This window comes from Gilliamella sp. Choc6-1, assembly GCF_001690385.1.
Lineage (GTDB): Bacteria > Pseudomonadota > Gammaproteobacteria > Enterobacterales > Orbaceae > Gilliamella > Gilliamella apicola_A.
The window spans coordinates 28,839-40,969 of the sequence record NZ_LZHI01000066.1; the positions used below are offsets into that span (position 1 = coordinate 28,839).

At 33.1% G+C, this 12,131-nt stretch carries 11 protein-coding genes; 4 read left to right on the plus strand and 7 right to left on the minus strand.

The features are described 5' to 3' along the window. Window positions 1-42 precede the first annotated feature (42 nt). Together A9G36_RS08550 and A9G36_RS08555 are read right to left on the minus strand one after the other, a co-directional pair. On the minus strand, window positions 43-381 hold the full coding sequence (locus tag A9G36_RS08550) for a hypothetical protein (protein WP_034944092.1): 339 nt from the start codon (window positions 379-381) through the stop codon (window positions 43-45). A 146-nt stretch (window positions 382-527) separates the two neighbouring features. Next, window positions 528-2,066 (minus strand): multicopper oxidase family protein, encoded by a 1,539-nt coding sequence (locus tag A9G36_RS08555; RefSeq protein WP_065569458.1) that lies wholly within the window; start codon window positions 2,064-2,066, stop codon window positions 528-530. Between the two features lie 844 nt (window positions 2,067-2,910). On the opposite strand from A9G36_RS08555, the gene A9G36_RS08560 reads away from it, so the two are divergent. Both A9G36_RS08560 and folA read left to right on the plus strand, forming a co-directional pair. Further along, the gene (locus tag A9G36_RS08560) at window positions 2,911-3,975 is read left to right on the plus strand and encodes an MJ1255/VC2487 family glycosyltransferase (RefSeq protein ID WP_034944089.1); all 1,065 of its coding nucleotides are present in this window, start codon (window positions 2,911-2,913) and stop codon (window positions 3,973-3,975) included. 5 nt (window positions 3,976-3,980) lie between these two features. Next, on the plus strand, window positions 3,981-4,481 hold the full coding sequence (folA, locus tag A9G36_RS08565; RefSeq protein WP_176701035.1) for a type 3 dihydrofolate reductase: 501 nt from the start codon (window positions 3,981-3,983) through the stop codon (window positions 4,479-4,481). A gap of 43 nt (window positions 4,482-4,524) precedes the next feature. Here folA and relA read toward each other — a convergent pair whose 3' ends face one another. From relA to trmB, 4 genes are all read right to left on the minus strand, one after another. After that, a complete protein-coding gene (relA, locus tag A9G36_RS08570; protein ID WP_034944082.1) occupies window positions 4,525-6,771 on the minus strand; it encodes a GTP diphosphokinase in 2,247 nt (748 codons plus the stop codon). 2 nt (window positions 6,772-6,773) lie between these two features. Next, on the minus strand, window positions 6,774-8,111 hold the full coding sequence (rlmD, locus tag A9G36_RS08575) for a 23S rRNA (uracil(1939)-C(5))-methyltransferase RlmD (protein WP_034944079.1): 1,338 nt from the start codon (window positions 8,109-8,111) through the stop codon (window positions 6,774-6,776). An 11-nt stretch (window positions 8,112-8,122) separates the two neighbouring features. Next, entirely contained in the window at window positions 8,123-8,611 is a 489-nt protein-coding gene (coaD, locus tag A9G36_RS08580) for a pantetheine-phosphate adenylyltransferase (RefSeq protein WP_034944074.1), read from the minus strand. Between the two features lie 339 nt (window positions 8,612-8,950). Further along, entirely contained in the window at window positions 8,951-9,652 is a 702-nt protein-coding gene (trmB, locus tag A9G36_RS08585) for a tRNA (guanosine(46)-N7)-methyltransferase TrmB (RefSeq protein ID WP_034944071.1), read from the minus strand. A 267-nt stretch (window positions 9,653-9,919) separates the two neighbouring features. Between trmB and A9G36_RS08590 the strand changes: the two genes are divergently transcribed. Then, window positions 9,920-10,867 carry a ribose-phosphate pyrophosphokinase gene (locus tag A9G36_RS08590; RefSeq protein WP_034944068.1) on the plus strand — a complete coding sequence of 316 codons (948 nt, stop codon included), beginning with the start codon at window positions 9,920-9,922 and terminating at the stop codon, window positions 10,865-10,867. 73 nt (window positions 10,868-10,940) lie between these two features. Beyond that, entirely contained in the window at window positions 10,941-11,525 is a 585-nt protein-coding gene (gene pth / locus A9G36_RS08595) for an aminoacyl-tRNA hydrolase (RefSeq protein WP_065569457.1), read from the plus strand. Window positions 11,526-11,628: 103 nt separating this feature from the next. On the opposite strand, the gene A9G36_RS08600 is transcribed toward pth, so the two are convergent. After that, window positions 11,629-12,072 carry a DUF3597 domain-containing protein gene (locus A9G36_RS08600; protein WP_051825046.1) on the minus strand — a complete coding sequence of 148 codons (444 nt, stop codon included), beginning with the start codon at window positions 12,070-12,072 and terminating at the stop codon, window positions 11,629-11,631. Window positions 12,073-12,131: the final 59 nt, after the last annotated feature.

A 12,131-nucleotide genomic window follows, 5' to 3' on the forward strand; every position in this document is an offset into this window, starting at 1 on the left:
ATAATAAGTATAAAATATCAATTTTATCGAGTTACATACTCGTTAAATGGTAACACTTGGCCCCGCTCTTATACCATTATAAAGGGAAGATAAACGAATAGCTTTACTCGGTGAAATATCATGATAATTTTGTATGATAAGTTCGATTAAATCATGATGTTTTTGTGATTGAGATAAATTTTGTGATTTCGTTCTCACTGTTGTCTTATAATCTTGCGTTATTGCGATAATACCAATATTTGACGTAGAAGATTCTACAGATAGGGTATTTTGTTGCCATGAGCCAAATCCAACAGCAATTACACCTAATAGTAAGTGCGAAAAAGTCGTTTTAAAAATTAAACGTTTGCTAAGTTTTTGCCAATAATAGATCACATTCATAATTGTGATATGTTAGCATTTTTTGCCAAAATGAAAAACAAATATTATTTGTTATAGAAGGTTATATATTAAGGTTTTTTATTATGATAAAAAAACCTCTATTTTTAGCCAATGAAGTTTAAAAATAGAGGGGCAATGAAGAGGTATTATTTGACAAGTAATTGTCCCATCATACCTAGTGTTTCATGCTCGATAATATGACAGTGGTACATACGAAGGCCTGTAAAGTTTTGTTGCATTTTAAGTGTAATCTTTTCATGTGGGCGGAGATTAATTGTATCTTTTAGCGCTACATAGTCAGGTGGTGTTTTTACACCATTTAACTCATGTGATAGCACGATAAATTGGGTGCCATGTATATGAAAATTATGATCCATGTGTGAATTATTAATAATTGTCCACTCTTCTACATCGTGAATTTTACTTTCTAAATCAACTCTTGACATGTCGTGTCGTTTTCCATTAATTAAAAAAATCATATTCCCTCTGGGTTCTTTCATATCCATAGCTTCTGTATATTCAATAGATTTATGAGCTACAGGTTCTCCTAAAATGGGTAACTGGCGTAGTGTAGTTGGTAAATCAAAAGAATCAGCTTTGTTAAGCTCTAATTCAGCAAGTATAAAATCTTGTTCTGGTGGGATATCGCCCATTTTTCCGCGATCATAACTAATAGATTGAAGGTAAAATAGTCCAGAGTGTTTTGGAATAATAACCAATTCAGCCCGCTCTGCTGGTGTTAATAATAATGGTTTATTGAGTAAATAAGGTTGAGCTAATAATCCACCATCACTGCCCACTAGATAGACATCACATCCAGGGATAGAAAGATTAAGGTATCGACCAGAACAAGCGTTCCATATTCTGATACGTGTGGTGCCATTAACTTTTATTTTAGGTTGGTACGAACCGTTGATTAGCACAAATTGTCCCTCACGACCGTTCATCCAATCAGCCATTGAATTATTCGCAATTTGACCTTTATCAGTTAATTTTAAATCAGAAAAAAACCAGTTTTGTTCAGGTATATCACTTAAAGGATCATTTTTACTACGTACGATAAAGGTACCCGCTAAACCATGATAAACTTGTTCAGCGACAGTATTATGCCCGTGAGGGTGATACCAATAGGTTCCAGCAGAACCTTTAGGAATGGTAAACTCATAAATTCGACTGCTTCCGGCAGGGATTTCATCTTGTGGATTACCATCTTGATCAGCAGGAATCAATAAACCATGCCAATGTACGGTTGTAGGTTGTGATAAATCATTTTTAACTGTTATTTTGACTTGATCACCTTCAAATACCTCAATTTTAGGTCCCGGAACCATACCATTATATGTCCAAAATTCAGTTGTTAACTCAGGTATTAGCGAAATTTTAACAGATTTCAAATTTAACGTTGCCTCAAATATACCTTGTTTTGTACTTTCATTTTTTAAATTGGCTAAAAGCGGTAAATTAAGCCCTTTTGGAAATGATGATGTTGGTAAAAGCTTTTGAGACGTTTTTGTATTGGTCATATGCATATGTTCGTGCATGTTATCCCCCATTTTACAATTAGCAGAATTTTGCCCACACATTTGACCCGATATCATTGAATGATCCATTTTCGCAAAAGTTTTAGTTACGGCTAATCCGCTTAGAACTGCGCTAATATTTATCAAAAAATTTCGGCGTTTCATAATATTCCTATTTTAATTTAATTAATGATTTTTTAATGCAATAATTCATAACGGTGGTTTGCTAGTGCTACGGTGATGATTCTCAAAATTTACTTTTTAGTTAAAATTTTTTAGTAATTATTTTAGGTCAATTTAGGAATAAGTATTGCTATTATCTAAACTAGGTTTTGTAGGTAGATATTGTTTTCGATAATTGTGGTTATCCATGTAGCCTACAGCTTTGTAAAGATTAAATCACAAGTAAGACGAAAGCCTTTATTACTTTAGTGAGCAATTTTCAGTTGCTCGCTGGATATAGTCTTAGATATTAACATAATAAAAACAGCAAAATTAGAAGAAATTTTTAGGATAAAACTAGGCTAAATAGCAAATTAATAATCATTGTTATAATGAATATGTTACTGATGGTAAATTATCTATTGATAACACTTTTGTTAACATTCAAAATTATTTATCGTTTAACTCACCGATAGTTGATAACCATTATTTTACAAGAAATAAAACTAAATAGCACGTTTTTTAATCATTATTTTTATGTAAGTTATAGTAATTGGATATTAAAAATATATTAATTCTATAACTTAATGATTAAATGTTTGTTATACGGTAATATATGATTATGTTTCTATTAACTAATTTATTAACTCAGTCACTGTATAATAAACAATGATTGAAGTTTTGCTGCAATTATAAGTAACAACTAAAGCGTTTTATTTTTGTTATTTTCATACATGAAAATATGTTTAACGAGCGTGTAACATTAGCTTTGACTTAAAATAATAAAGATAATTATTTTTTGTTCTGATATCATATTAACCAATATTAATGGGTGAATAATAGCGATATGAAAATTCTTTTTGGTATTCAAGGAACGGGAAATGGTCATATTAGTCGTTGTCGAACGTTAGCCAAAGCATTAAAAAAATTAGGGGTTGATGTTGATTATATTTTGAGTGGCAGAGATCCGAAGGATTATTTCGATATGGATTCTTTTGGAAATTATAGGGCTTTCCGTGGAGTTACTTTTGCAACGCTAAATGGTAAGATTAATTTCCGTAAAACTGTGCAACGTATTAGAGCTTTTCGATTAATCAAAGATGTTCGTGAACTTGACTTATCAAAATATGATTGCATTATTAGTGATTTTGAGCCTGTAAGCGCATGGGCTGCACATTACCAACATCGGGAATGCTTGGGCATCAGCAATCAAGCTGTATGTCAGTATCTTAAGCCGAAAGAATACGGTCTTATTGCTAATGTCATTATGAAGTATTATGCACCTGTAACCTTGCCTATTGGTTTGCATTGGTTTCATTTTGGTCATAAATTACTTCCTCCCATGATTGATTCGTTTCCTATTTCCCCTACAGAAGATGGTAATATTGTTGTATATTTACCATTTGAAGAATTAAATGAAATTATAGGGCTACTAAAATCGTTTCCTAGCCACAATTTTATCTGTTTTCATCCATATGTTAAGCAAATAGAACAAGAAGGTAATATTATTTTGCAACCATTGAGTCGTGATAGCTTTACGCAAGCTTTAATTAGCTGTTCTGGTATTATCTCAAATACAGGTTTTGCTCTAATTTCAGAAGCTTTAGTGCTTGGTAAAAAGATTTTAACCAAGCCCGTTTCTGGTCAGTTTGAACAAATCTATAATGCTCAATGTTTGCAAACTTTAGATATGGCAACAGTAATGGAAAATTTAAATAGCATAAAGCTTAAATACTGGCTGGATTTACCCTTTCCAAAACCAGTCGTTTATCCTGATGTTGCTACAGAGTTAGCTAATTGGATTGTTGCAGGGAAAAAAGAACCCTTGCTATCTTTAAGTAAACGATTGTGGTGCCAAACTATTTTTCCTGAGAATGTGAAACAACGAATTAAATCTTTAGGATATGTATAAATATGATCTTAAGCATTATTGTGGCGATGGCTCATAATCGTGTTATTGGTTTAAATAATCAAATGCCTTGGCATCTACCAGCCGATTTGGCTTGGTTTAAACAAAATACACTCAATAAACCCGTTATAATGGGACGAAAAACATTTGAATCTATTGGTAAACCATTACCTAATCGAAAAAATATAATTGTTACGCGACGCGCTGATATAAAAGTTGAGGTTGATTCCAATGTTAGTTGGGTTCGATCTACTGATGAGGCTATTTTATTAGCTAAAGCTCAATGTGCACAAGAGGCATTTATTATTGGTGGTGGGAATATTTATGATCAGGTATTACCGTTGGTCAATCGCCTTTATTTAACTCATATCGATGCAAAGTTACAAGGCGATACTTATTTTCCAGAGTACTTATCAAAACAATGGCAAACAATTTTTCAGGATTATCATCAAGCAGATAATAAAAACCCATACAACTACAAATTTGAAATTTTAGAACGTATTGCGTAATTGTTCTTTTTCATGATGACATTATTATCGCAAACTTAATGTATTAGTCTTGAAAACGTTTTGCTTCAATAACATCGGGGAGTTGTTTTATTTTATTAAGTACACGATTTAGTGAATTTTGATCGAAAACTTCCATATCGACGTCAATGGTAGCTAACTGTTGCTTCGTGTCAGAACGGCTAATTAAACCAAGCACGCTAACTTTTTCATTAGCTAAAATGGTTGTGATATCTCGTAATAACCCGCTGCGATCGTTTGCAATGATTTTTACTACCATTGTGTAGCTTGAGAGAGTGTTATCACTCCAAATGGCGTTGGTAATGCGTTCTGGAGCATGGTTTTTAAGTTCTTGCAATTGTTCACAATCAGCACGATGAATTGATATACCTCTTCCTTGGGTAACAAACCCTATAATCGGATCGATTGGAATAGGGCGGCAACAGTTAGCAATGGTATACATTAGGTTCTCTACTCCCTCAATGATGATTTCACTACCTTTTTTATTGGTATTTTTTGATTGAGTATTCGATTTTTGGGCAATTTGTTTTAATGCCGCTTCGTCTTCTTCTTCAGCTGTTGGTTTATTAAATTGAGCATTAATAAAATTGACTAATTGGTTGATTCTAACATCACCACTACCAATACCGGCTAATACTTCATTAAATGAATGGGCGTTATATTTCTTAATAAGTATTTTTTCGACACTTTTTAAGCTGATGTTTAAAGGTTCAAGTTCACTTTGTAAAATTTGTTCTCCTGCGGAGATATTTTTATCGCGATCTTGTTTTTTAAACCAAGCTTGAATTTTAGCTCTAGCACGATTACTGTTAACAAATCCAGTATTAGGGTTTAGCCAATCTCGGCTGGGGTTTGGCTGTTTTTGGGTAATGACTTCAACTTGGTCTCCCATTTTTAAATGATAAGTAAATGGTACAATTCTTCCGCTTACTTTGGCACCAATACAGCGATGCCCCACATCGCTGTGTATATGATAAGCAAAATCAAGAGGTGTTGAGCCAGCAGGTAAGTCAACAACATCACCTTTAGGGGTAAACACATATACTCTATCATCAAAAATTTGACTGCGTACTGCCTCCTGAATTTCGCCACTTTCAGACATTTCTTGTTGCCATGTTAATAATTTGCGTAACCAAGAAATTCGCTGATCATAAGCAGTCATTTTATCAGTGCTGCCTTCCTTATATTTCCAATGTGCGGCAATTCCTAGTTCAGCATCATTATGCATTTGTTCAGTACGGATTTGAATTTCAATTGTTTTATTTTGAGGACCATAAACGACAGTATGAATGGACTGATAGCCATTCGGTTTAGGATTTGCAACATAGTCATCAAACTCTTTAGCAATATGCTTGTAATGGCTGTGAACAATGCCCAATGCATTGTAACAATCTTCAATACGGTCACAAATAATCCGTACGGCACGGATATCATAAAGATCTTCAAATTGTAGATGCTTACGCTCCATTTTACGCCATATACTATAAATATGTTTAGGACGCCCATAAACTTCAGCATAAATATGATCTTTATTCATTAAATCTTGTAAGTGTTTTACAAATTGATTGATATAAGATTCTCGATCTAGCCGCTTTTCTTGTAATTTTTTTGCAATAAGGCGATAGTGATCTGGGTATAAATAACGGAAACAAAAATCTTCAAGTTCCCATTTTAGTTGACCAATACCAAGACGATTTGCAAGTGGAGCATAGATATTAAAGCATTCTTTAGCCGCAAGGACTTGTTCTTCTTGAGGCGAGTGCATCAGATTACGTAAGTAAGTAATGCGTTCTGCTAATTTAATCACTACACTACGAAAATCATTAACCATAGCCAGTAACATGCGACGGATACTATCAATTTGTTCTGTTGTCGCGCTGCCATTACGAATGGCACGAAGTTGGCGAATTTCCTTCATTCTAACTATGCTTGAAATTATATGAGAAATTTCGCGATCAAAATCATCGGGAATATCCTCCCGACGAATAATTTTGGTATCAACAAAAGGAAGTAATAATGCAGCACATAGGCTATTGATGTCCATATTAAGTGTTGATAAAATTTCGACCATTTCTATAGCATTTTGAAAACAATGTATTTGTTCAGATGCACCAGCGCTATTTTCAAAACAAAAATCCCAAACATCTTTAAATTTTTGGTAGGCTGTTGGGTTAGTCAACAATAACTCTTGTTTGATCCATTGTTCAACATCAAATTGTGTAAGCGTGTAATGCTCTTCGCTATGTTGGTGTGCTCCTCTAATTGATACCATAATTATGATCCTAATTTCGTTAACAACAACATTGATTCAATGTGCTTAGTTTGCGGAAACATATCTAAAATAGCAACTTGAGTAATTTGGTATCCTGCATCAAGAAATTGCTTACTATCTCTAGCTAACGTTGCTGGATTACAGGATATATAAACAATTTTAGAAGGTTCTATTTTCAGAATTTCGGTGGTTACATTAAATGCTCCAGCCCTAGCAGGATCCAATAAAATTTTATTAAATTTTAATTGATTCCATGTCGAAAATTGTTGGTTATCCTCTAAGTTACTAGTTAAAAAATGGGTTTCAGCACGAATTTCATTGCTATTTAATATAGCGTTAAATTTTGCTTTTTCAACTAGTTCGTTGATGCCTTCAATACCTGTTACCGATTGGCATATTGTTGCCATAGGTAATGAAAAATTACCCATACCACAAAATAGATCTAAAACTTTATCTGTGGATTGTAAGTCAAGCCACTTGAGTGCTTCAACTATCATTTTTTGATTAATTTTGCTGTTGACTTGGATAAAGTCAAGCGGACTAAATGTAAGTTTTAGATTGTTAATTAGGTAATAGTGTTCGGATTTACCATATATATGGATTAATTCTTTGCCATGAAAATAAAGTGAAATTCTATTATCTTCGGCGAATTTCTTTAATAATCTGGTATCAACTTCTGATAATGATGTAGTGTGTCTTAATACAAGAATGATACCGCTATCCACAGAGATTAATTCAATATGGCCAAGCGCTTTTTTTTGTTTTATTTGACGTAATATATTTTGTAGTGGTAAAAGTAGTGAGTTTAATTCATTAACTAATACTGGACATTGTTCAATATTGATTATTTGATTTGATTCTAACTGACGAAAGCCAATCAATAATTCGCCTTTAACAATATTAATCGCTAGTCTTGCTCGTCGACGATAATGATAAGGTTGATCGGTAATAATTTGGAGTGAGCTTTTGACAATATCTGTTAAAGGTTGTCCCGTTTCTTTTTGTAACAGATTTATTAGTGCCTCATATTTTGATTGTTGTTGCAAATGTGGTGCAATATGTTGTAGTTCACAGCCACCACATTTTTGATAGTATTTACATTGTGGTTTTATGCGTGTGGCACTTTGGTTATGATATTTTATTACTTTTGCTTTTGCATAATTCTTTTTATCTTCAGTTAGAACAATATCAACAGTTTCATCAGGTAGTGCTGATTTAATAAAAATTGTTTTACCTTTATGACTAGCTATTCCTTGCCCAAAGGCATCTAAGCTTGAGACTGTCACAGTCAATTTTTTTGGGGAAAGTTTCTTTTTTGCAGGAGTGTAAAAATTAACCATATAAATTTGAATTATGTTAACTGTTCAAGTAATTTTGTTTTAACATGCGGTGGGACTAAGTTGGATATATCTCCACCATGATAAGCAACATCTTTTACAATGGTTGAAGAAATAAACCCCATTGCAATTGAAGGCATTAAAAAGATAGTGTCTAAGTCTGGCTTTAATGCTCGATTCATTTCGGCAAGTTGTCTTTCGTATTCAAAATCATGTGTTGTTCGAACACCACGCACAATGACTGTTGCATTATGAATTTGTGCAAAATCCGCCATTAAATTATCAAAACCAATGACTTCAACATTAGGTAAATGTTCAACCGCAATTAAAGCTAAGTTAACTCGTTCTTCTAAAGTAAAGAGAGTCCTTTTGCTAGGATTTTCAGCGATAGCAACAATTAGTTTAGGAAATAATAGTGAGGCTCGAGTAATAAGATCAATATGCCCATTAGTTGTGGGATCAAAAGTGCCAGGAAAGATGGCTGTTGAAGTTTTGCTAGTCATTTATCTTATATCCATTAACGACGAGATTTATATCATACATAATTTTGCACAGAATTGTTAGATTAACTATAGCAATTGCCTTTCTTTTTTCAAGAAAGGCAATTGCTGATAGAATAATTTCTCCTTATGGGCAATTATAATGCTAAGTTTTTTGGCGAATGAGACTCAGGCCTATCATTAATCATTTAATAATAAATTTAGAATACAATCGCAATTTTATTACATTTAAAATAATTTTATCTGTTATTGAGTAAATTGTATTGATTTAGATACATGGATTAAACGGTGCAGACGAAGTAAATGTAGTATTTCATTTCGTATAATTATTACTTAATGCTGCTATTTTTTCATAAATTGCAAATCCCAAACGCCATGACCTAAATTTTTTCCTCGTTTTTCAAATTTGGTAATTGGTCTTTCTTCTGGTCTTGGTATGTAGTCATTCGTTATTGATAAATTTTTAAAACCTTTTGCTTGAGTTAAGACTTCAAGCATATGTTCAGCATAATGTTGCCAATCTGTGGCTAAATGTAAAATACCACCTGGTTTTAATTTTTGCCTAATAAGCTCGACAAAATTAGGTTGAATAATTCGGCGTTTGTTGTGTTTTGCTTTATGCCATGGATCTGGGAAAAAGATTTGCACTTTATTTAGTGAATCATTTGTAATCATATTCTGTAATACTTCAACAGCATCATGACACATTACTTTTAAATTGGGTAATTGATTTTCCTCGATAGCCATTAAGCAAGAACCAATACCAGGCTTATGCACTTCTATACCTAAAAATGATGTATTGGGTGCATTTTTGGCCATTTCAATCAATGAGGCGCCCATGCCAAATCCAATTTCTAACACTACATTTTTGTTTGTTTCAAAAGATATAACGCTATTCGGATTATATTCAATGCCAAATGTTGGCCATAAATTTTTTAATGCTTGTTCTTGTCCTTTAGTCAAACGTCCTTGTCTTAATACAAAACTTCGAATAGTTCGTTTAGATTTTAAATCTTTAATATCTGTATTTAAGTGTTCATTCATTACGTTATCTACTTATCGTTGTAAGATTGATTAAAGTTAATGGAAAATTCTAATGTAGTTAGAAAACTTTGGCTAATTAGTTTACTCTATTTTAAGATGACGTCAAAAAACATATTTTATCAAATTTACTAACTTGCAATTTGATTGAGATATCAAATAATTTTTTATAATGTTGTTGAGCATAATCATTAAATGATTATATAATTGTCATTCCAATTTAACCGATTACGTATTAAGTAATCATAAATACATGCTTGAGGATTTCTCGTGCCTGATATGAAGCTTTTTGCTGGTAATGCCACACCAGAACTAGCAAAGCGTATAGCTAATCGTCTTTATACTTCCCTTGGTGACATTGTTGTAAGCCGTTTTAGTGATGGCGAAGTCAATGTCCAAATCAATGAAAATGTCCGTGGTGAAGATGTTTTTATTATTCAATCAACTTGTGCTCCTACCAATGACAATTTAATGGAATTATTAGTTATGATCGATGCAATGCGCCGTGCATCTGCTGGTCGTATTACTGCTGTTATTCCTTATTTTGGTTATGCAAGGCAAGATCGCCGTGTTCGTTCGGCTCGTGTACCTATTACTGCTAAAGTTGTTGCTGATTTTCTATCAACAGTTGGTGTCGATAGGGTATTAACCGTTGATCTTCATGCCGAACAAATTCAAGGTTTCTTTGATGTGCCTGTTGATAATGTATTTGGCAGCCCAGTTATTTTAGAAGATATGCTACAACGTGAGTTTGAACGCCCAATTGTTGTTTCGCCTGATATTGGTGGTGTGGTGCGTGCACGTGCCATAGCTAAACTGCTTAATGATACTGATATGGCAATTATTGATAAACGTCGTCAACGTGCAAATGAAGCAGAAGTGATGAATATTATTGGTGATGTTGCTGATAGAGATTGTATCTTAGTTGATGATATGATTGATACTGCTGGAACACTTTGTAAAGCAGCTGATGCTTTAAAAGTACGAGGGGCGAAAAGAGTGTTTGCTTATGCGACACACCCGATATTTTCAGGTAAAGCAGTAAGTAACATTAAAAACTGTGCCATTGATGAAATTGTTGTTTGTGACACAATTCCATTAACGGCTGAAGTAAAAGCATTGAAAAATGTTCGCCAATTAACATTATCAGGTATGCTTGCTGAAGCAATTCGTCGAATTAGTAACGAAGAATCAATTTCAGCAATGTTCCATCAATAATCTATTTTATCATTTAATTTGATGCCCCTTTAGGGGCATTTTTTACGATAAAATCATCGATAATAAATATATTATGACAACGATAAAATTGATAGTAGGGCTTGCTAATCCCGGAAATGAATATGCCGCAACTCGCCATAATGCGGGGGCTTGGTTTATTGAAAAATTGGCTGAGTGCTATAATCAATCATTAAAAAATGAGCCTAAATTTTTTGGTTACACATCACGGATCAACATTTCTGGTTATGATGTGCGTTTATTAGTTCCAACTACTTTCATGAATTTAAGTGGTAAAGCGGTACAGGCTATGGCGACATTTTACCAAATAAAGCCAGAAGAGATCTTAGTTGCACATGATGAACTCGACTTAAATCCCGGAATAGCTAAACTTAAGTTTGGTGGTAGTCATGGTGGGCATAATGGGCTAAAAGATATTGCTAGCAAATTGGGTAATAATTTAAATTTTTATCGATTAAGAATTGGTATCGGACATCCAGGTGATAAAAATAAAGTTGTTAGTTATGTCTTAAACAAACCATGCAAATCTGAACAAGAATTGATTAATAAAGTGATTAATGAGTCGGTTCAATGTGTGGAGGTTTTGTTGTCTAACGGAATAGATGCTGCAATGAATCAATTACATTCGTTTAAAGCTTAGTTTTTGATAATTTATAAAATTAAGAATAGTAAAAGATTTTTTGTATAGAAATCCACCTTATCACAGGTGGATTAATCCCGAGGTACATTTTTTACTTTATTACTTAAGAAAATAGATGAGTTACATTTCCGCCTTTTTCAGCAATTTTTTTCAATACTTCTTTAATAAGCCAAGTATTCATTGATGCCGTATCATCAGTACTGCCTGTATAATTCAGTTCTTGAGCTAATTTTTTCCGAGCTTCTAAACTATTATCTATATTTAATAACTTTAATAAATCTACAATTGAGGTTTTCCAGTTAAGTTTTTCCGGAAATTTTTTGGCAAGGTTTTCGAGAATTGACATAACATCAACTTCAGATATAGGTGCTTTGTTATCTGAATTTTGTTGATTCTGATTTGAATTTTGGTCTTGGCTATTTTGCGTTTCCTCTTTATCGTGACCAGTTATATTATTGACTTGATTTTTAACTGCATCCGCAACATTGCCTACAGCAGCTTGCGCGTTTGGAAAGATTTTAGAAAAAATATTATTTAAGATACCCAAATTACACCCCCTATGTTTAAACTGCTTTTAATAAAAGTCTGCTTAACTATTTAGATGCA